General features: G+C 42.3%; 19 protein-coding genes. 10 read left to right on the top strand and 9 right to left on the bottom strand.

The window, feature by feature from the left end:
• The 5 genes from HYS07_08535 to yidC form a co-directional block, all read left to right on the top strand.
• Nucleotides 1–1,680 (top strand): FG-GAP repeat protein (locus HYS07_08535; GenBank protein ID MBI1871222.1); only part of this gene is annotated, 1,680 nt, incomplete at its 5' end.
• Between the two features lie 408 nt (nt 1,681–2,088).
• Nucleotides 2,089–2,226 (top strand): 50S ribosomal protein L34, encoded by a 138-nt coding sequence (gene rpmH, locus HYS07_08530; GenBank protein MBI1871221.1) that lies wholly within the window; start codon nt 2,089–2,091, stop codon nt 2,224–2,226.
• A 15-nt stretch (nt 2,227–2,241) separates the two neighbouring features.
• Complete coding sequence (gene rnpA / locus HYS07_08525) at nt 2,242–2,604, top strand: ribonuclease P protein component (GenBank protein MBI1871220.1); 363 nt, start codon at nt 2,242–2,244, stop codon at nt 2,602–2,604.
• Nucleotides 2,605–2,619: 15 nt separating this feature from the next.
• Nucleotides 2,620–2,829, top strand: a complete 210-nt coding sequence (gene yidD, locus HYS07_08520; GenBank protein MBI1871219.1) for a membrane protein insertion efficiency factor YidD — start codon at nt 2,620–2,622, stop codon at nt 2,827–2,829.
• 36 nt (nt 2,830–2,865) lie between these two features.
• Nucleotides 2,866–4,548, top strand: coding sequence for a membrane protein insertase YidC (yidC, locus tag HYS07_08515; GenBank protein ID MBI1871218.1), 1,683 nt, complete (start codon nt 2,866–2,868; stop codon nt 4,546–4,548).
• A gap of 22 nt (nt 4,549–4,570) precedes the next feature.
• Here the strand turns inward: yidC and HYS07_08510 are convergent, their stop codons facing one another.
• From HYS07_08510 to HYS07_08500, 3 genes are all read right to left on the bottom strand, one after another.
• On the bottom strand, nt 4,571–5,257 hold the full coding sequence (locus HYS07_08510) for a hypothetical protein (protein MBI1871217.1): 687 nt from the start codon (nt 5,255–5,257) through the stop codon (nt 4,571–4,573).
• A 101-nt stretch (nt 5,258–5,358) separates the two neighbouring features.
• The gene (locus tag HYS07_08505) at nt 5,359–6,177 is read right to left on the bottom strand and encodes a nucleotidyl transferase AbiEii/AbiGii toxin family protein (protein MBI1871216.1); all 819 of its coding nucleotides are present in this window, start codon (nt 6,175–6,177) and stop codon (nt 5,359–5,361) included.
• Entirely contained in the window at nt 6,164–6,757 is a 594-nt protein-coding gene (locus HYS07_08500; GenBank protein ID MBI1871215.1) for a hypothetical protein, read from the bottom strand. Before HYS07_08500 ends, HYS07_08505 begins: the two co-directional genes overlap by 14 nt.
• 130 nt (nt 6,758–6,887) lie before the next feature.
• Here HYS07_08500 and HYS07_08495 point away from each other — a divergent pair, with 130 nt between their 5' ends.
• From HYS07_08495 to HYS07_08480, 4 genes are all read left to right on the top strand, one after another.
• The gene (locus tag HYS07_08495; protein ID MBI1871214.1) at nt 6,888–7,337 is read left to right on the top strand and encodes a DUF1579 domain-containing protein; all 450 of its coding nucleotides are present in this window, start codon (nt 6,888–6,890) and stop codon (nt 7,335–7,337) included.
• A 140-nt stretch (nt 7,338–7,477) separates the two neighbouring features.
• Entirely contained in the window at nt 7,478–8,359 is an 882-nt protein-coding gene (locus HYS07_08490) for a sulfate adenylyltransferase subunit 2 (protein MBI1871213.1), read from the top strand.
• Between the two features lie 141 nt (nt 8,360–8,500).
• Entirely contained in the window at nt 8,501–10,306 is a 1,806-nt protein-coding gene (locus tag HYS07_08485; protein ID MBI1871212.1) for a GTP-binding protein, read from the top strand.
• A gap of 72 nt (nt 10,307–10,378) precedes the next feature.
• Nucleotides 10,379–11,500: a PilT/PilU family type 4a pilus ATPase gene (locus HYS07_08480; GenBank protein MBI1871211.1), complete on the top strand. Its 1,122-nt coding sequence runs from the start codon at nt 10,379–10,381 to the stop codon at nt 11,498–11,500.
• Nucleotides 11,501–11,627: 127 nt separating this feature from the next.
• Here the strand turns inward: HYS07_08480 and HYS07_08475 are convergent, their stop codons facing one another.
• The 6 genes from HYS07_08475 to HYS07_08450 all read right to left on the bottom strand — a co-directional run bounded on the left by HYS07_08475 (nt 11,628) and on the right by HYS07_08450 (nt 19,692).
• Complete coding sequence (locus HYS07_08475) at nt 11,628–12,623, bottom strand: HlyC/CorC family transporter (GenBank protein ID MBI1871210.1); 996 nt, start codon at nt 12,621–12,623, stop codon at nt 11,628–11,630.
• On the bottom strand, nt 12,620–13,639 hold the full coding sequence (locus tag HYS07_08470; GenBank protein MBI1871209.1) for a DUF21 domain-containing protein: 1,020 nt from the start codon (nt 13,637–13,639) through the stop codon (nt 12,620–12,622). The genes HYS07_08475 and HYS07_08470 overlap by 4 nt, the downstream gene beginning before the upstream one ends.
• Nucleotides 13,640–13,675: 36 nt before the next feature.
• Complete coding sequence (locus tag HYS07_08465) at nt 13,676–13,999, bottom strand: iron-sulfur cluster assembly accessory protein (GenBank protein ID MBI1871208.1); 324 nt, start codon at nt 13,997–13,999, stop codon at nt 13,676–13,678.
• A gap of 4 nt (nt 14,000–14,003) precedes the next feature.
• Nucleotides 14,004–15,212 (bottom strand): IscS subfamily cysteine desulfurase, encoded by a 1,209-nt coding sequence (locus HYS07_08460; protein ID MBI1871207.1) that lies wholly within the window; start codon nt 15,210–15,212, stop codon nt 14,004–14,006.
• A gap of 135 nt (nt 15,213–15,347) precedes the next feature.
• The gene (locus tag HYS07_08455; GenBank protein MBI1871206.1) at nt 15,348–16,031 is read right to left on the bottom strand and encodes a hypothetical protein; all 684 of its coding nucleotides are present in this window, start codon (nt 16,029–16,031) and stop codon (nt 15,348–15,350) included.
• Nucleotides 16,032–16,404: 373 nt separating this feature from the next.
• Complete coding sequence (locus HYS07_08450; protein MBI1871205.1) at nt 16,405–19,692, bottom strand: FecR domain-containing protein; 3,288 nt, start codon at nt 19,690–19,692, stop codon at nt 16,405–16,407.
• A gap of 123 nt (nt 19,693–19,815) precedes the next feature.
• Here HYS07_08450 and HYS07_08445 point away from each other — a divergent pair.
• Nucleotides 19,816–20,390: class I SAM-dependent methyltransferase (locus HYS07_08445; GenBank protein ID MBI1871204.1), on the top strand; the 575-nt coding region annotated here is incomplete at its 3' end.

The raw sequence follows: 20,390 nt of genomic DNA, 5'->3' as shown, positions 1-20,390 counted from the left end.
GCAAAGAGCCTCGGAAGCTCAAATACCATAGATCTTTCTTTAGCGGATTATGCGTTTATTGGAGAAAATGAAGATGATCAAAGTGGTGGTTCTGTCTCTGGTGCGGGAGACGTGGATGGAGATGGGAAATCAGATCTCTTGATTGGAGCGTATGGAAATGATGCGGGAGGACCTAATGCAGGTAAGACGTATTTGATCTTGGCAAAGAGCCTCGGAAGCTCAAAGACCATTGATCTTTCTTTAGCGGATTATGCGTTTATTGGAGAAAATGAAAATGATTTAAGTGGTTATTCTCTCTCTGATGCAGGAGACGTGGACGGAGATGGGAAAGCGGATATCTTGATTGGGGCGTTCGAAAATAGTGAGGGAGGATATGATGCAGGTAAGACGTATTTGATTTTGGCAAAGAGTCTCGGAAGCTCAAAGACCATAGATCTTTCTTTAGCGGATTATACGTTTATTGGAGAAAATAAAAATGATTATAGTGGTTATTCTCTCTCTAGTGCAGGAGACGTGGACGGAGATGGGAAAGCGGATATCTTGATTGAGGCGTATGGAAATGATGAGGGAGGATCTCTTGCAGGTAAAACGTATTTGATCTTGGCAAAGAGCCTCGGAAGCTCAAAGACCATTGATCTTTCTTTAGCGGATTATACGTTTATTGGAGAAAATGCAGATGATTACAGTGGTCGATCTGTTTCCAGTGCAGGAGACGTGGATGGAGACGGGAAATCAGATCTCTTGATTGGGGCGCATGGCAATGATGAGGGAGGATCTCTTGCAGGTAAGACGTATTTGATTTTGGCAAAGAGTCTCGGAAGCTCAAAGACCATTGATCTTTCTTTAGCGGATTATGCGTTTGTTGGAGAAAATGCATATGATTATAGCGGTATTTCTGTCTCTGGTGCGGGAGACGTGGATGGAGATGGGAGACCAGATCTCTTGATTGGGGCGTATGGAAATGATGAGGGAGGATCTCTTGCAGGTAAGACGTATTTGATCTTGGCAAAGAGTCTCGGAAGCTCAAAGACCATTGATCTTTCTTTAGCGGATTATGCGTTTATTGGAGAAAATGAAAATGATGACAGTGGTCATTCTGTCTCCAGTGCAGGAGACGTGAATGGAGATGGGAGACCAGATCTCTTAATTGGGGCGTATGGCAATGATGAGGGAGGATCTTATGCAGGTAAGTCCTACCTGATTTTTTCATGGTGTACTAATGTCATTCAAAATGGTGGAGCTGATCAAGCAGATACGAGTTGGGTCTCTTATGGGGGTAATATTGGAATCGAAGCTGATGGAACAAGCACAGGGGATCGCTACTTCTATCTAGACGTAGAAGGGGATTATTTCTACCAGGATGTAACGATTCCTGCTGGGACAACAACCTATTCTTTAAGTGCTCAAATGCGTTGTAAGGATGGAACTGTTTCAGAAGGGTTTCCCTATGCGCGGGTTGAACTCAAAGACAGCTCGAGTAAGGTGGTCGCTTATTTCCAAACGGCAGTTTCAAAGGCAACAAGTTGGACGCTTGTCGAGAAGTCTTATACCCCCAGTTCTACAACAGCAGCGAAAGTTGTTAAGGCAAGGGTATGGTTGAAGCGCAGTACTGCTATGGGTAAGAACGATAAGAATGAGGCAGATTTTGATGATGTCACTTTTAAATTAAATTGTAAGTAATTCGAGGTGATGTCTGGTGTTGTTTAAAGAGAGGAGGACAAGAGTCCTCCTCTCTTTTTCTAAATGTGCGAAAGATATCGTACGTTATCTTTACTTTGGTAGAAAGGTGACATTTCTAAATTGGCTTTACATTAGTTCCACGAATTCTTGACACCCTGCCTTTAGGTCTATAGAATGAGACCCTTCAACCCGGGTTTCTCGTCAGATTTCTTGAGCGAGACCGCCCGAGTTCACTTTGGAGTGGAGGTTGCACGATCGAGGCCGTGTGAAGCGTACTTTACAGTACGTTGAACAGGGCCGACCGAGTTTGCACCCAGAGACAAGGCGGAATTGGCCAAGAGCAGTAGAAATATGATGAGAAATTCGGGTTAACCCATATTTAGTTGTATTAAAAGGAGATTTATCAGCGTGAAACGTACATTCCATCCATCCCGCTTAAAACGAGCTCGGATCCATGGTTTTTTAAAGCGATCTTCGACCCGAGGAGGCAGGGCTGTTCTCAAGAGTCGTCGTAGGAAAGGACGATATCGTTTAGCGGTTTCTTAAAAAGTAAAGATGCCTATGATGGAAAACTCCTCATTTCCCAGGGAAGAGCGCTTACATCAATCAAGAGATATCCGTTGGGTGATTGAAACGGGCCAAAAAGAGGTCAGTCCCACGATGATTCTCTATTTTCAGGCGAAAGAGGGATTAAAACGACAGGCCGCTTTTATTACCAGTAAAAAGGTAGGTTCAGCGCTCAGACGTAATCGTGTCAGGCGTTGGATGAGGGAGGCCTTCCGCCGTCAAAAAAATTTATTTGAAAATGAAAAATGGCTCGTTTTTATTGCACGAGCGATTCCAGAGAAGAATGCATCCTATTCAAAGATTTTTGAGGAAATGAAAGAATTCGCGAAGAAAATAGGAAACGATCAATCAAAATAGAGCATTAAACAATCAATGAAAACCCTTCTTATTTTTTTGATTAGAATTTATCAGAGTTATTTTTCGTTGTTTTTAGGGCCTGCATGTCGCTATGAGCCTTCGTGCTCAGAATATTGGATTGAGGGCATTGCGAAAAAAGGTGTTTTGCGAGGGATTTATGCAGGAATTAAAAGAATTTTAAGGTGTCATCCCTTTCATTGTGGGGGATATGATCCTGTGAAGTAATGCATTTTTCAAAAAAGAGTGGTTAATAGGTCCAATATGCTTGGAAGAGAGAATGAGGATCCCAATGTAGGAAAAAGGATGATTTTGACCGTCCTCATTTCTCTAGGACTCCTTTACGGTTACACCTATTTCATGCACAAATATTTTCCGCCTCCTCCCACTCCTCAAAATCAAACATCTTCTGTCCCAAATTCTTCGAATGTTCAAAACCCCTCGAAGGAGAAAGCAGAATTAGCTCATCCTCAAAGCTCCCAAAGCTTAGAAACCTGGCCTGAAGAAAAAGAAATCACCTTAGAAACCCCTTTGGTTAAAGTAACTTTTTCTACTTTGAGGGCTTCTATTAAATCTCTTCTTCTTAAAGAGTCTTCGTTTATCCGAGGAGATTCCGTTTCTTTGGTTCAGTTTCAAAATCCAAATGTTCAACCAGGAGCAATCTCTAGAACCAGTGATTTTCCAACAAAATCTTTTCTCTCTTACACCCTGACTGAGCAGGGACCCAATTTTGTTGTTTTTGAAGCCCACTCTAAAAAAATAAAAATTCTTAAAAAATTTACCTTGCTTGAAAATTATGGGATAAATCTAGAAATTCAATTTTCAAATACCCGTAAGAAGACTTACCGTTTCTATCGGGGATATGATTTGTCTATCGGCTCCATGAAGGTTTCCAAAAAATCCGCTCAAAATGGCTCAGAGCTAGATCCCCTTGAAGTTGATTATTTTCTTGCGGGAGGAAATGGAGCCTATTTGAAGAAGTCTATCGGTAAAATTAAAGAACATGCCGTTGAAGATCTTGAGATTTCTTGGGCTGGAATGAAAAGCAAATATTTTGCTTTGGTTATTAAACCGATCGAAGGGGCTCTTGCTTCAGCACTCATTACGGATGTAGTGGAAGAAAATTTTGAACGGTATTACACCTCTGGGTTACGCATGGGAAATCTTGTTCTTGAGCCCGGTGAAACTAAAAAATCGAGCTTTTTTATTTTTTGTGGTCCGAAAAATTATGACCTTCTTAAATCTTTCAATGATCAGTTAGAAGCCATTCTCGATTTTAATGGCATTTGGGGAAGTCTATCTCAAGGATTGGTGATTGCGCTTCACGGAATCAATCGTCTTTTTCGAAATTACGGGCTTGCGATTATAATCCTAACCCTTCTTCTTAAACTTGTTTTTTATCCCTTAAGCGCGATTAGCCTCAAGTCCATGAAGGAAATGCAAGCGCTCAAGCCTCAACTCGATATCATCAAAACTAAATACAAAAGCAATCCTAAAAAAATACAGCAAGAGACCATGGCTCTTTACAAAGAGCATCATATCCGGCCTCTTGCGGGCTGTCTTCCCATGTTGGTTCAGGTTCCCATTTTTATTGCGTTTTATCGTGTTCTGATGTCCTCCATTGAACTGAGAGGAGCTCATTTTCTCTGGATCAATGACTTAGCCAAACCAGACGCCCTCTTTCATGTTGGGACTTTTTCATTCAATATTCTTCCTATTCTAAATGGCCTCACGATGTACTGGCAACAGGCAACAACCCCTACCGATCCCAGCCAAAAAAGCATGAAATACATTATGCCCGTGATGTTGACATTTCTCTTTTATAATCTTCCCTCCGGACTCATTCTCTACTGGTTTGTCACCACCTTGATTACAGCCCTGCAGCAGTATCAGATGAAGGTCAAAAAGCCTATCAGCAGTCCACCCTTAGCTCTTTCAAAGCATTAAAGAATTCTTTTAGTTCCGATGGCTAGGTTCTGTTCATTCCATCTTGATCATTCTGCGATTTAGCGTTCGTACTTTTAAGGGAGAATTGTTCCGCAAAATCGATGGGGGAAAGATCATTGTAGGTACTGAGTTTAACATCTGCTAAAAGATCGAGCCAGATCGTATAACGTTCTAAATCTATTTTGGATGCCTTGTGTGTATAGCGAATGAGATAAATAGCTTCTTTGCCTATGATGAGACGGGCTAATTCATATTGGTCCTCTTGTGCTGGGCAATCTTTGAGCTGCCAAGTGTAAATCAGGTCCTCCAAAGTTTCATTCAGAATTTCCCATTGAGTGCTAGGACAAGAATGAAAAAGATCTCTTTGCATTTTTTCCATCAGCGCTTTAAGTGAGGTTTTATTTTGAAGGTCTTTAAATTGATGAACGGTGACAATCTCCGTCCAATGGTCAATCGTTTCCCCCTCTAAGATATATTCTCTAATGGACTGAGATTCATCATGATCTTCATGAGCCATTTTCCAAATACGGCCATCAAAAATAGGTTCGAGGACTTCATCCCACCACCTGCTCTTGGCCCTTCGGGCTAGTCCAACAGAGTAGGACCCACTGGTAGTATCGTAGGTGGTGGGATCATTTGCTTGAGCGATCAGAGGCAAAGTCAAGAGAAATATGAAAAGAGAGAGTAAAGATTTAAAATTCCACTTCATAGCGTTCTATTTATTATCAGACTATCTCAGAAAGGTAAAGAAAATCCCTTTTTTGTTTAAACCCTAAAAAGTTTTCTTAAGGTAGGTTGTGAGTGGCGGTATCATTGACGCAATTGCTCAAAAAGATCTTGATATTTTAAGATCCACTGTTCTTCACTTGGATCTTCCAGGAAAGGTTGGAGATCTTTAAGAAGGGTGCGGGGTTTAACCGTCTTTATTTTTTCTTCCAAAATTTTAAGAACTTCTGACCATGATGTGAAGGGTTTTTCGCTCCTTCCCCGATTCAGGTAGTCAAGGTTCACAGGTGTTTTACGGCCTAAATACCAGATGAGATCATAATAATCCCTGCCGCGCTCATAGGGTCTCTGTAAAATCGCAAGGATCTTTCCGGCAAAAAGGGTTGGAAGATTGTGCTTAAGAATGGGAAAGATTTCTTGAAAGCGATTCACAAAGAAACTTTCTCGTTCCCCTTTTTCCAGAGGAATAGGGCGAATATCTACCTCTACTTTAATGTGAAGCTTCTGATTTTTTCGAAATGTTTTGAGTCTTAGGATTTCTCCGATATCTGCAATTCTTACGAAGGCCTTTTGAACAGTTTTGTCTTGATGTACATTGGTGCTGACCGAAAAACCTAAAAGACTTAACTCCCGTTGAATGCAGTAAATCATCTCGGAAAAGTCGTAGACCTTGGAAGGTTCATCGAGGCAAAAATCTAAGTCCTCAGAGTAACGCTTTAAATCGTAACAAATTCTTAGGGATGTTCCGCCCATGAAAGATAAAAAATGCCCAAATTTGGATTGATAGATGATTTTAAGAATGAGAATTTGGAGGTATTCACGTACTTGATTCACGATTTCTTGCTCTGACGCAGGAATAGGTCGAACGCAAAGTGCCTGAACCCATTTTTTAATCTTTTCCATAGCTCTCCAGTGAGATGGCAAGTTCTAGAATTTTCTTCATCCCTGTTCTCTTGGCATAATCCTTGAGTTTTTTAAAGTTGAGATTTGAAAGGTTTTGAAGGCGAAGGGCCTCCCAACATTCACGTTTAGGCTGGAGACGAGAATGATAGAGGTAAAAATAATCCATAAAGGCCTTCTCCCCTTCGGCCAACCCTGAATCAGGATCATAGCCCCAGAATAAGCAGGGTTGAATATGGTGATAGATGAAATGGCCCATCGGCGTTTGAAAACGACGTGTCGTTCTTGTTGTGACCAAGGTGAGAGCGAATACGACATCCGGAATAAATCCATGGTCATGAAGAGCCTTTTCCAGACTAAGATATGAAGGTGCGTACAGTGCCTGGGCTACCTCTAAAAGATTTTGACTTCTCTCGCCAAAGGCATAAATCCCGCGTCGGAGTCGGATGAGTTCACCCTTTTTTGTCCATTGATGGAGCTGGAGTCTGAGAACTTGTAAAGGAGTTGGCCAGGCCATGTTATAGGCCTCTTGGATGGTGAAGCATGTTTTTCTCATTTGATTGCGAAAATCTTTAAATTTCATTTAATTATACTTTTTTATAACTAAATGAATTATAGCTTATTTTTAGACTTTAGGAAATATTTTATTCTACCTGAAGGGAGTTCTTGTTCTGACCTTTTTTCTTCCCTTGGATCTCATAAAAAGGTAGTCTATGGCCTTTATTTTAAAAAAATTCCGTAAAAAGGAGAAGAAGATGAAGATGGATCCAAGTCAGCCTGCACAGGAATCCAAAGGCATCAGTGAAAATCATTGGATCATGGGCGGCCGATTTCTCTCTCAATCAGCCAAGGGAGAGTCGATGGGCCAGCCTTTTGAAGGGATGGGCATTACAGGTTATGACAATGTTCGTGGGGAATATACGTCTATCTGGATTGACAATATGGGTACAGGCATTGAGAATGCCACGGCTCAGTATGATCCAGCAACGAAGACATTCTCTGAAAAAGGTTCTTGCTCTAGCCCCATAACAGGGGATAAGGATAAACATTTTCGTGCTGAGTGGAAGATTGTGGACAAGGATCATTATACTTACGAGATGTATACGAGCGGTCCTGACGGTAAAGAATTCAAAAATATAGAAATTAGCTATACGCGGGCTTAGTTATTTCTGTAGGCAGATTTAAAAAGAGGCTTCCTTTTTTTAGGGAGCCTCTTTTTTCTGCCCTTTATCCCTGAAACTTCATAAACAAGTTGTGCTATAATGCATTCCCTTTATGTTTGGGAAGGTGAGAGAGAGATTTTATGGATCATTTAGAAAAATTAGAGAGTCAATCGGTTTACATTCTTCGGGAGGGCTATAGCCAATTTAAGAATTTGGTGATGCTCTGGTCCATTGGTAAGGACAGCACGGTTCTTTTGTGGTTGGCCCGCAAGGCCTTCTTGGGTCATGTTCCCTTTCCGCTGGTGCATATTGATACGTCTTATAAAATTCCAGAAATGATTCAATATCGCGATCAATTGGCCTTAGAATGGCATCTCAACATGGTCTATGGCCAAAATACTCAGGCTTTGAAGGATAGAGAGACCTTTCCGGATGGGGCCCTTGACCGAATCGCTTGCTGTAAAACCCTCAAGACAGATGCTCTGAGAAATACTTTGTCCGGGGCTTGGCCAAGGTATCGCCTCGATCATGCCCAGAAAAAATATGTCTTAGATGAAAACAAAGAGCCTTACACTGGAGTGATTGTAGGGGTGCGAGCCGATGAAGAAGGAAGTCGCTCCAAAGAAAGATATTTTTCCCCTCGCGATAAGAGAAATGACTGGAATGTAGGAGACCAGCCACCGGAGCTCTGGAATCAATTCAAAACAGATTTTGCTCCTGGAACGCATATTCGGATTCATCCATTGCTAGATTGGACGGAACTGAATATCTGGGAATATATTGATCGGGAAAATATTCCCGTGGTCCCTCTTTATTTTGATCAGGGGAAAGGGGAGCGCTATCGATCCCTCGGCTGCTATCCTTGCACATTTCCCGTGAAATCGATCGCCAAGAATGTAAAAGAAATTATTGGAGAATTAAAAACTGGAAAATTTTCTAACATTGCCGAACGTTCAGGACGAGCCCAGGATAAGGAAGATGGGGGAGGGCTTGAGACATTAAGGCGTGAAGGGTATATGTGATAAAACAAATTCAAAATTTAAAAATCAAAATGCAAAATGACATATTAAAATCCAAAACTCAAAACCAAATCCGTAATTTAATAAATTCTTCCTTAATTTTGATTTTTGATATTTGATATTTGGATTTTAAAGAGAGTAGTTATGGCAAAAAACTCACAAGCAGCAAAAATGAACATCGTTATCGTCGGTCATGTCGATCATGGGAAAAGCACTGTGATTGGGCGCTTGCTTTCGGACACGCATTCTCTTCCTCAAGGCAAATTAGACCAAGTTAAAGCTGAGTGTGCGAGAAATTCAAAACCTTTCGAATATGCCTTTCTTTTGGATGCCTTAAAGGATGAACAAGCCCAAGGGATTACGATTGACACGGCCCGCTCGTTTTTTAAGAGCCAAAAACGTGAGTACATCATCATTGACGCCCCAGGTCATATTGAATTTTTAAAAAACATGATCAGCGGGGCTGCCCGAGCCGAGGCAGCACTCCTCGTGATTGACGCCAAGGAAGGCGTTCAGGAAAATTCAAAGCGGCATGGTTATTTGCTTTCCATGCTCGGAATTCGGCAAGTCGCCGTGTGCATCAATAAAATGGATTTGGTCGAGTACAGCGAAAAAGTTTTCAAAGAAATTGAAAAAGAATACAGAACTTTTTTAAAGCCCATCAGTCTTGAACCTACGGCATTTATTCCCATTGCAGCCATGCTGGGAGAGAATATGGTCGAAACTTCTAAAAATCTTCAGTGGTATCACGGGAAAACCATTTTAGAAATGTTGGATTCTTTTGAAAAAGCTCCCAGTTTAGAAAACAAACCTTTTCGCATGAGCGTTCAAGCCATTTACAAATTTACAGAAGAAGGAGACGATCGTCGTATTGTCGCAGGCCGAGTTGAATCAGGATCAATCGCTGTAGGAGACTCGGTTGTCTTTCTTCCCTCTCACAAAAGATCTGAAATAAAAACAATTGAAGAATTTCATGCCCCCGCTAGAAAGCGTGTCATCGCAGGCACCTCCACCGGGTTCACGCTGAAAGAGCAAATATACATCAATCGCGGGGATGTGATGTGTAAGAGTGGTGAAGAGCATCCCTTGGTGAGTTCACTTTTTCAAGCTGAAATTTTTTGGATGGGGAAATCCCCCATGGTCATGAATAAAGAATACAAACTCAAAATTGGAACTGCATCTACGCCCATCCAAATTCATGAGATTAAAAGGGTCTTTGATGCCTCCGAGCTTAAAAAATCTGAAGATAAGAAACAAATTGACCGCCATGAAGTCGCTCAATGCGTTCTGGAATGTGCCCGTCCTATCGCCTTTGATCTTGCCCAAATAATCGAGGCCACAGGACGATTTGTCATCATCGATCAATATGATATTGCGGGGGGAGGGATTATTTCAGCCTTGGTGAGAGACAAGGAAGCCCATTTGCGAGAACAAGTCGAGGCACGGGAAATGAACTGGGACTTTAGCATTGTCGATCCCAAAGAACGCGAGATTCGTTATGGACATGCGCCCAAACTCATTCTCCTCACAGGGAAAGTAGGAGTTGATAAGAAAACCATTGCCAAGGAAGTTGAAAAATCTATTTTTGAACGGGGGGGAAAAACTTATTTCCTTGGCATTGGAAACCTCTTACGCGGACTTGATGCGGACGTAGAAAAAAACAAGTCAACCCGTAAAGAACACGTTCGACGCTTGGGAGAAGTTTCTCATATTTTGATGGACGCAGGGCTTATTGTTCTTGCAACCGCAAGCAATTTGAACGATGGAGAATTAAAATTGCTTCAGGAGCTGACCGATCGCTCTTCTATGGTGGTGGTCAATGTGGGAGAGAATCATTTTCGAGAAGGAATTGTAGATTTAAATTTAAGCGCTCAGGATTCAGCACTTAAAAATGCTGGAAAGGTTCTCTCCTTCCTGGAATCCGAGAAAATGATTCGTTCAAAAACATGATTTTGTTATTCATCCCGAATGCATCACACCTTTTCCTTTTGTTGCTTTTAACAATCCCGTATAATGAAGGGGATGAATGACACGATCGTTTTAGATAAACCTGTCAAATCCTTTGGAGACTTCTTCCCGCTTCTTTTAAAACTGAAGGCCTCGGACCTTCATCTCCAAGTCGGATCTCCCCCCATTTTTCGCATTGCTGGAGTGCCCAAAAAACTTGGGAAAGAACTCGTCACTACTGAAATTTTAAAAAATTGGATTAGGGAAATTCTCCCCCAAGAAAAATATGAGCTCCTTCTTAAAAAGAGGGATATGGACCACTCTTACTCGGTTGAAAATTATGGTCGGCTTAGAATTAATCTTTTTTTTCAGAGGGGGCATCTCAGCCTTGCAGGTCGTTTGGTTCCAACACAAGTTCCATCCATGGAAGGGCTGCATCTTCCTGAAGTGTTAAAAAATATTTCTGAACTCCATGATGGGCTTGTCATTGTAGCCGGAGTTACAGGATGCGGAAAATCAACCACTCTGGCTGCGATGATCGAACATATTAACCAGACACGAAATTGCCACATTCTCACAGTCGAAGATCCCATCGAGTACCTCTATACCAATAAAAAAGCTCTCATTAATCAGCGAGAAATTGGGATTGATACTGAGTCTTTTAAAGAAGCTTTAAAATATGCCCTCAGAGAAGATCCTAACATTATTCTTATTGGAGAAATGAGAGATGCCGAAACGGTTCAATTTGGCTTGAATGCCGCTGAGACGGGACACCTTGTTTTTGGAACCATTCATAGTTCAAACTCCGCTCAAACCATTGGAAGAATGATTGACCTTTTTCCACCCGATCAACATTATCAAATGCGTCAAGCGCTTCAATTTAATCTTAGATCCGTGATTTCCCAAAAGCTCCTTCCCTGCATTAAAGAAGGGGTTCAGAGAGTTCCTGCTGTTGAAGTTATGATTGTAGATGCCACGATCCGAGAACTGATTCGTCAGGGACAAGACCTCAAAATTCATAACGCCATTCGCGGAGGTACGGCACTCGGCATGCAAGATTATAATCAATCCTTGCTTGGCCTTGTAAAAGAGGGTCTTATCTCACAAGAGGTTGCCATACGCGTTTCGCCCAATCCTGAAGCCTTTCGAATGAACATGAAGGGTATTTTTCTAGACGACGAAAAAGCTATCTTTTAAAAAAACCTCTGAAAAAGGTCCATCTGCTGCGTTGCCTGCTTCGCTCAGTCGTGCGGCGTACAATCAAAACGTACGCCTCCTCCTTCGCTCGCAGACGCCTTGCATCTGGAACCTTTTTGAGAGGTCTTTAACCGTTCATTTGAACATCGTACTCGTCTTCAATATCCCCTACGATCTCTTCTAAGATATCTTCTAACGTCACAATCCCCACACTTCGACCATGAAGGTCTACAACGATGGCCATGTACTCTTTTCGAATCTTCAAAGCCCTTAAGACCTCAGAAATAGGTGCAAATTGAAATACTTTAAAAGGCTTTCGCATCACCTCTTCGATCGAAAGCTCATCTTCCAAACCCATCAAATCCATGGCGTGAAGGGTTCCTACAATCTGGAAAGGGTTCTTTTGATAAATAGGAATTCTTGAAAAGGCTGAATCAAAAATTAATTTCTTTAAATCGCCTATCGTCCCTTGAGTTGAATGCTGAACCACCTGTTCCAGAGGAACCATGATGTCTCTTACCTTTACTTTATGAAATTCAAAAACACCGCGAATCATGTGTTCTTCTGTCTTATCAAAAATTTCCTTTTCTCCCCCCTTAAATAAGAGACGCAACTCCTCTCGCGTTAAATAGGGGACTGTTTCTCCTTTGACTCCTCCTAAAAAACGATTCATCCAATCTGAAAAATATCCAATTCCTCGAATCAAGGGATACAAAATAAAATAAGCGATTCTCAAAATCCATACTCCCCACAAACCTACCTTTAAGGGATGCGCAAGCGCCAGACTCATCGGGATAAATTCTCCAAAGAGAAGGGTGATGGGCCAAAGAAAAAGGGCTGTCATGAAAGATGCATTTTGAGGTTCAAAGGCATTTCTTGCCCAGTGGGTTAGAAAAGAAGCGCTAACCACCACAGCCACATTCACGCCAATCATCGTGGTTGCTAAATAGTTCACAGGTCGTCTTAAAAAAAATTCGACTGCTTTGGCCCTTCGACTTGGACGCTGGGCCAGTTGCCGGATTTCAATTCGATTAACGGAAAGAAATGCAATCTCAAGTGCCGCAAAAAAGGCTTGAACGGCTAAACACATTCCAATCACCATAAAGCAAATGAATCCACTCATGGATCTTGCCCCATCTCCCTCGCTGTTTTCCCAACAATGGCTTCTGTTAAATCATCCAAGGTAATTAATCCGGAAATTTTTTGATATTCATCACGGCATAACGCAATGTGTTGGCGACGAGACTTAAATGACTTTAAAAGGATATCCGCCTTTATCGAGTCAGAAACAAAAAAAGGGTTTCTTAGAAAATCATAAATTTGAATCGCTGCCAATTCAACCACTTCCTTCATGATTAAATCTTTTGCGTAAAGAATCCCGACCACCTCATCTAGTTCTCCCTTAAAAATAGGAATTCGAGAAAATTTTTTATCGAGAATTTCTTGATAGATTGTGAGAAGTGGCGTACGGATCTCAAAAGCAAAAATCTTTGAACGCGGCGTCATGAGTTCTGAGGCCCTTTTTTTCTTTAACTCTAAAATTCCATCCAGCATATGAGATTCTTCTATGCTTAAAATGCCCTCTTGATGTCCCATTTCAGTTGCTGTTTTAAGTTGCTCTGGCGTGATGGATTCCGTGATGGATTCTTTGATCGGATGGTTCTTCTTTAAGATTGGCCGAATGAAAAAAACGGCAATTCCCAGGAACAATTTACGTAAAGGAGCGATCAAAAACATCACAAGTTTCAGAGCAGGGGCGACTTGTAGGGACACCTTTTCCGAACGAGAAACGGCGATGACCTTCGGAATAATTTCACAGAAAATCAAAACAACCAAACTCATCACCAAAATACAAATTTCAAGACCTCGGGAGCCCCAAAGGGTAGAAGCAATTTCTTCGGCCAAGGCAGTTGAAAAAACGACGACAAATAAATTAGACAAAAGAAGGGTAGCCAAAACTTTTTGAGGATCGTGCAAAAGCTGCTCGATTAAAAAAACTCCTTTTTTCTTCTCCTCTTTTAAACGATGAACACGAACTGAGCTTAAAGAAAAAAGACCCGTTTCAGCCCCTGAAAAAAAGGCCGAGAGAACCAGAAGAAAAATAAGACTGATACATTTAAAGATGAGATCCAGAGCCATGAGGAGAACCTTAGATTTAAAAGCACGAGCAGCCTGCTAAACGTTAAAGGAAGCACCACATCCACAACTCCCCTTCGCATTAGGATTTAAAAAGGTAAAGCTTGCGCCCATGGTCCCTTTCACATAATCCAGCGTACTCCCGTTCAGAAGAAAATAACTTTTCCCATCTACAAAAACCTTAAAGCCTCCCGCTTCAAAAACCTTATCCCCCTCTTTACTTTGCTCATCCAGATCAATGGCGTAAGAATAACCCGAGCATCCCCCTCCCTTAACGCCCAAGCGAAGTCCCGCGCCCGGACGCTTCTCTCGCTCCATCATTCTTTTAACTTCTCTAACCGCACCCTCTGTTAAATGAATCATAACCTCACGCTCTCCTTTCTAAAATGCCTCTCCCCTGCTTAAACACTTCATAAATCGGTGATAATTCTCGAAGATGCCGGGCCACTTCTACCACCTTCTTGATCACATAATCTACTTCCTCTTCTGTATTGAACCGTCCCAATCCAAATCGAATGGAGGTTTCAGCCAAACCTTCTTGAACCCCCAATGCCTTTAAAACATACGAAGGCTCTAAATTGGCCGAAGAACAAGCCGCCCCGCTTGAAACAGCAATCTCATCATGAATTCCCATCAAAAGGGATTCCCCTTCGACATAAGCAAAACTTAAGTTTAAATTATGAGGGAGTCTTTTCTCAACATCTCCATTGATATAAACGTCTTCCAGGCTTCCCAGAATTCCCTTGCGTAATTTTTCCCTTAAATGGAGAATTTGAATAGATTCTTCACTTCCCTCTTTTTCAGCAATTTCACAAGCCTTGCCAAAACCTGCAATGCCGGGAACATTCAGCGTTCCAGATCTTAAACCCCATTCATGCCCCCCGCCCTCGATCAGGGGAGTCAGTTTGATTCTAGGATTTTTGTGACGCACATAAAGGGCCCCCACGCCTTTAGGCCCATACATTTTATGCGCTGAAAAGCTCATAAGATCAATTCCCATTTCATTTACATCCAAAGGAATTTTCCCAGCCGCTTGAGTCACATCGGTATGAAAAATAATCCGGCGTTCCTTCGCAAGTTCACCTATTTCACGAAGCGGATGAAGAGTGCCGATTTCATTGTTGGCGGCCATCACCGAAATCAAAATCGTTTCTTTTTCAATCGCTTGCTCAACCTGAGCAACATTTAAAATTCCAGAAGAATCCACGGGTAAATACGTCACCCGAAACCCTTCCCGTTCAAGCGATTTGCACGGATCTAAAACAGATTTGTGTTCGGTGACACAGGTAATCATATGATTCCCCATTTCTCGATAAGTCCGGGCAACTCCTTTCAGGGCCAGATTATTGGATTCGGTTGCTCCACTGGTAAAAATAATTTCTCTACTTTCAGCATTCACCAGTCGGGCCACTCTCAGCCTTGCCTCCTCAACTTTTTCTTCGGCTCTCCATCCAAAGGGGTGGTGGCGACTTGCTGCATTCCCAAAATTGTCCTTAAAAAGAGGCAGCATCTCCTCTAACACCCTCGGATCTAAAGGGGTTGTTGAATGACAATCCATGTAAATCGGTAATTTCATAAATTCATCCATCGTTATTTCTAACGAAATAAATTTTGTTTTAAATTTATAACAAACTGCATAAGAATAAGTTACAAATAAACTACAACCTCATTATAGCATGGTTGACCCCTTCGAGGAAGGCTTAATCCCACCCTAAAAAATCTTCTTCAAAACTTCGAAGAGATGGGAAGGCATTTTAAAACCCCCTCCATTGTAAAAAGGCTTTTCATTCACAATGTCTGTAACATAAAAAAGGGCTGAAGCAGGGATTTTGCAGTATTGGGCAGCGGAAAAAAAAGCGGAACACTCCATGTCCACAACATCCACTCCCTGAAAAAAAAGCCATTCCTCTCGCTCTTCTTCCAATTTGAGAGAAGGTAAGGTAGCACAAGTAACAGGACGGATCTTGACGGAGTTTGAAACCTCAATCCATTTTTTCAAAAGAGGATTTTGGAGGAGCAACACGCGAAGAGAAGAAATTTCTTCCAAAAGAAATTCACTAAAACTTTCAATCGCCAAACATTTTTCAGGGTAAACGAGATTTCCAATCTCTAAACAAGATCGTGGTAAAGCCCCGCAAGATCCAACGAGAAGGAGATTCTGACAACAACTCCCTTCAAGATAAAGCACAGCATCTCCCACGAGAGGAGCCCCCATCCCTGTTTGAATGAGTGTCCAGTTTTCGATAGAGGCACTGGCATAAAGAAATCCCCTCGTCAGTTTTTCAAAACCCAAAATATTAAGAAAACCTTTAGGCAAAATGGGGAGCAGAAGCACATTTTTCCTCACTTCTCTCTGAGGAATACCAAAAAGAGATTCAAAAGGCGATAACATCATCACTGGCTCCAAAAACTAACCCCTCCAACTCCTCCGATGTAACGTCGGAGGAGCGCACCCCTCTTATTTAATCAAACATGATTTTTGAGAATCATCGTGAGTGATGAAAGTTCTCCCCATCAGGCTTTTTTTGTAGTCGCCCGATTTATCCCCCGACCTCATCCATTCGAGATAGCGGGTAGGTGGGGGGATAAATCGGGCGACTACAAAGTGAGCCTTACTTTCATAGCAATAATTATTTCGTATGCGGAAACGAAACAGTTTAGCACCCCTTCTCCCTCGAGGGAACCGAGGCTGTTTTTGATGGGGCGTTGAAGCAGAAACTTAAGATACACCTTCATGGTTTTTAAATAACGGGGGTCTATACTTACAACTAAAAATTCAAAGATACCCTCAAGTTTACGCTTCTCTCAGGAATAAAACGGGCATCGAGACCGATGGATTCATAGAGAAAATCCTGATCCAGAATGTTGGTGACGCTTAAAATAACGAGCCCGTAGCGTTTTGGAAGCTGATAACCGATTGAGGCATCCCAAATCCAAAAGTCTCGAATTCCGTCAGCGCTCCCGAAACCATCCAGATCCTGATGGCGCCAGGTGGCAGCGGTTCTTACAAACCATCCTTTCGGATGAAAATAATTCGTTCCTATTTTAAGCCGGTGGGTCTGGCTTTCCTGAAGCGAAAAGTCTTCTTCAAAATGAGCGAAGGTATAGTCTAAGGTGCCTGTGAGTTCGGAAGTCAGAATTTGATAAAAGTAAGCATTTAAGAGATTCTCACTGGATTCGATGTGTGGAAATTCTACAGCACCTTCTTTAGCCGTAACGTTTCCTGTTGATGTATCCACATTAATAATGGATGAGCTGAAACCCAAACTCTGTTCAACCTTTCGATGCAAGACTTCAGTCCCAAAGTAAGTTCTTTTCGAAAATTTTTGATCAAGGCCCATTCCATAGCTTTGAGCCTTATTCCCTGGAAGCTCATCGACAAATTGATTAAATCCTGCGATTTGAGTGGGTTCAATGCTTTCTAAATCTGTCAGACCTACAGGCCCTAAAGTCTCAAAATAAGCCGCTCTGAGGGTGGTGCTAGGGGTGAGATAGAACGCAAGTCCCGCTTTAGGATCAACTTCATCGACGGTTTGGGTCCCTTCGACAAAGGGAGGTGGAATGGATTGTGCTAATTCCAAGTGCGTGAAGTTGGCAGCTCCAAAGGCATCCCATTTTTCGGTCAAATGCCAAGTGGTATACGTATAAAGGCGCTGAGATTGCTCAGAAAGATTGTTAGAGGTGGAGAGATTAATATTATCCAAAAACCCTAAGCGGTCGAAAGGAGCTCGCCCAATCTCATCATTGTCAGTTTCTGAATCGAAGGCTCCGGCACCTGCAATCAGGGAGACCCATGAGCTATCCCAGATGAATTGTCCATCGCCCCTGAGAGAGGTAAATCGGTCATCTTGAGTTTGGCGGGATAAAAAAGAATCTGGCAAAGATGCAGTAAGAGAATTTCCACGAAAGGTGTTGAGCGTGAACTCACGTGTTGCAGTGCCTTCAGAAGTTGCGTCCCGTTGGGTATAAAGAAGTTGGCTGATAAAATGGGCTTCGGGGCCAAATCGATGATGGAAACCCACGCGATGGTTGAGATCATTAAATTTAAAATTGTGTTCATCATCTTTTCCAAAAATGCTCTCAAAACTAAGCGTGTCGCTGTAAGTCGGCTGCATTTGCGTGAGGAAAAGAACCGACTGGGATCTTGCCCAATCATTTTCAAGATAGCCTCCCAAATATTCTGGAAAATAACTTAAGGTGTAGGAACTTCGTTCGGTAAGCATCGAGTGGAGTACTCGTCCCGAGATATAATCATCGGCCGATCGCACCGAACCGTCCAGAAAAATCCGCCCTCTTTGCCGATCAAAAAGAGAGGCATATTCGTTAAAGGAGGCCTCTCCGCGAATAGAGGGATCGAGGGGATTAAGACTCAAAGGAACGAGAAGGCGAGTAATTAATAATTCCGAAATAGAAGCCAGGCCCAGCCGTGGCGTATTGATGTAACTTCCAGCCAATAAGAGGTGGGCCGAATAATTACTGTAGTCACGATTCATAGATTTAATGGCTTCAATACGAGCGGCCTCAGAAAATCCAACACTGGTGAAGGCTTGAGAAAGCCCCGCGCTCCTTACGGCCTGATCTTGATCTAAAAGCATTCTGGAGCGGTAAACCGCGCGATTGTCATTGAGTTTAATGGAATCTTCGATTTCCCAAAGGGCCTCGATCGGTCGGGTGTGAGCCAATTTATTGAAGGCCTCGTAGAGGTGAGGCGTAGGATCTTGGGGGTCGAGTGTTTTGGCCGTTTCGTATTCTTGAGAAGAAAGGGTGTCTCTTTTTTCCTCAAAATAGGCCTTTCCCAAATAGCTTCGATAAAGCGAGATATTGGGCTCTAAATGCACCGCCATTTCCATTTGAAGCCGTGCCTCTTCGACTTTATTCTGATGCATGAACGAAAGTCCCAATCCCAAATGGGGAAGTCCGTTCGCAGGATCTTGCGCAATCGCTTTTTGAAAATAGAGAATGGCCTCTTTCGTTTCGTATTGAGTGAGGTAGGTGAAGCCGACGACGGTGAGCACCCTTCCATCCTCGGGAGAAGAATGAAGGGCGTCTTGAATATTTTGAGAGGCCTTTTTGATTTCTCCAAAACCCAAATAAAGTTCCATGAGACGGGAATGGGCTAGGCCATTTTGGGGTGAAAGCTTCAGAGCTTCTTGAGTCCATTGGAGGGCTTTTTCAAGATGAAAATGGGCTTGTTCAGCGTAAGACATTGCTAAGGCCACTGAGGGAGAATTTGGATTTACCTCAACAGCTTTTTGGGCTAAGAGAAACGCCTCTTCTTTTTGATTCATGACCAAGGCGATGATGGATTCTAGGCTGTATCGAAGGGCAAGAGCGGGTGTTTTTTGATCGATGGGAATTTGCTCGAGTAAGACCTTTGCCTTCTCCACTTGGCCTACTAAAAGAAATTGTGAGACCTCTTTCATTAATTCTGGAACTTCACTTTTTGAATATTCTAAGGGGTCAATCAGGGCTGGATAATAAAGGGCCCACTCTACTGCATCCAGCGGTCGAATGAGAATATGTTTAGAGGGAATTATTCCTTCAAGCGTCGTGATTTCTTCCCCTCCTTCGGCTGTGGCGCTGCCTGCAGAATTTGAGCAAATGACTTTCCCTTTAAGAATCGAAACTTTGGTTTTATCTTTCTTAACCTCAATTGAAAACTCCGTTCCTCGAACCGCGGCACTCACCACCGGTGTTTCAATCTCTGGAAATCGTTTGGGCTCTCGGCTAAAAAAATAAGCGGTCCCTGAAAAAATTTTAAGAGGTTGGATTTCAGAATTAACGACGGGCTTGAGTTCTAAAAGGCTATTCTCGCCGAGACGGACCAAAATTCCGTCTTTGAAAAGAATTCCTGAACGGCTATTGGATCCCGTGCGAACTTGATCTTGGGGATAAAGAAGAGTTTCAGTAGGAGCTTGTGCCCAGTTTGTTTCTGAGGCTCGTCTCACTTCAACCACGCCTTGTACCGAATAAAGACGAGCGACTTCATCGGCTTTTAAGAAACCAGCCCAAAGTAGAAAAAATGAAAATCCCCCCGCTAAAATTTTCTTTTTCAATGACCTCTGGATCGTTGGCATTAAAGCGTCTATATTCTATAAAAGAAATCAGTGATTGCAAAGATTTTATTTTGTTTAATTTCATATCAGTCATTATAGAATCTACTGCCAGGATCCGAACTTATGATTTCTCAAGAGAAAGTGGCAAACTACTATCAACATCTCACTCCATCCTACTTTTCTTATGCCTCGGGGAGTTATGGATGGCATTATGGAGTTTGGGATTCCGGGGTAAAATCTTTTTCGGAATCACTTCTACAATCTAATAAAAGGCTTGTAGACGGACTTGATCTCAATACAAATACTCAAATCCTTGATGTGGGATCAGGGATCGGGGGGTTTGCAGTGTGGGTGGCTAAGAACTTTGGCTGTTCAGTAACGGGAATCACCCTTTGCGAAAGCCACATTATTCTTTCAGAAACACTGGCGGCGCTCAATCAGGTGTTACCACAATGTAAATTTCAAATGATGGACATGAATGAAATGTCCTTTGAAGACAACCGTTTTGATCTCATCATCAATCAGGAAACATTTTGCTACGCGATAGATAAAAAAAATTTTCTGAGCGAGGTACATCGCGTCCTAAAACCCGGAGGTTACTGGCGGTCTGCAGATTTTGCTGTTCAGGAGCTTCCCCTCACTCCAAAAGAAAATCGAAAACTCAAAATTGTTTTAGACGGATTTCATATTCCTTCTCT

This window comes from Chlamydiota bacterium, assembly GCA_016178055.1.
Classification (GTDB): Bacteria; Auribacterota; JACPWU01; order JACPWU01; family JACPWU01; genus JACOUC01.
The sequence above is the reverse complement of the archived record's forward strand: the minus strand, read 5'-3'. Positions and strand labels throughout refer to the sequence as shown.